We start from the raw sequence: 700 nt of genomic DNA, 5'->3' as shown, positions 1-700 counted from the left end.
ATGGTTTTTTCAACATCATCGGCCTGAGTGGCCCCATCGGCTAACAACGACAGTGTCAGGCTTTGTGTGGCAAAGTTCAGCTGGACATCAGAAACGCCGGGCATGCGCGCCAGAGCGGTCTCAATCTTGCCGATGCAACTCGCGCAGTCCATGCCTTCGATATGATATTGCATGAGGGTTTCTCCTATGAATGGAAATTATAGGTGCATCATAAACCCTCTAGCAGCTTCAGAGTCAAGCTGTCCAACGCCTTATGTAATAAGATTGATTTTATAGCGCTAAAGCCTATAGTTACTTTAATGTTTTAAGTTATGGATGCCATCATGCCAATCAAGATAGGCGCACTTGCCAAGCACACAGAAACCACTGTCGAAACCATTCGTTACTATGAAAAAGAAGGGTTATTACCAGAGCCTGCCCGCAGCGAAGGTAATTATCGTTTGTATAATGAGGATCATATTGAGCGCCTGCAATTTATTCGCCATTGCCGTACGCTCGATATGACCTTAGAGGAAGTGCGAATCTTGCTGCAGTTTCGAGATAGGCCTTACGAAGACTGCGGCAACGTCAATGAGCTGCTGGATGATCATATCCGTGCTGTAGAAGTACGCATGGAAGAGCTAACGCAATTAAAGCAGCACCTGACGATTTTGCGTCAGAAGTGCTCGAATACAGCACCCACTGCGTCGTGCGGAATTTT

Annotated in this window: 2 protein-coding genes; one reads left to right on the top strand and one right to left on the bottom strand. The window is 46.6% G+C overall.

Going from position 1 to position 700, the window contains the following annotated elements; all coding sequences use genetic code 11:
- A partial coding sequence (locus tag DK870_RS29105; RefSeq protein WP_161550425.1) for a cation transporter occupies nucleotides 1–173 on the bottom strand: 173 nt, incomplete at its 3' end.
- A 150-nt stretch (nucleotides 174–323) separates the two neighbouring features.
- On the opposite strand from DK870_RS29105, the gene cadR reads away from it, so the two are divergent.
- On the top strand, nucleotides 324–700 hold a 377-nt coding region (gene cadR, locus DK870_RS29100; protein WP_161550424.1), incomplete at its 3' end, for a Cd(II)/Pb(II)-responsive transcriptional regulator.

The sequence above is a fragment of the Pseudomonas sp. Q1 genome (genome assembly GCF_009935975.1).
Classification (GTDB): Bacteria; Pseudomonadota; Gammaproteobacteria; order Pseudomonadales; family Pseudomonadaceae; genus Aquipseudomonas; species Aquipseudomonas palleroniana.
This window is presented reverse-complemented; position numbering and strand designations above follow the sequence as displayed.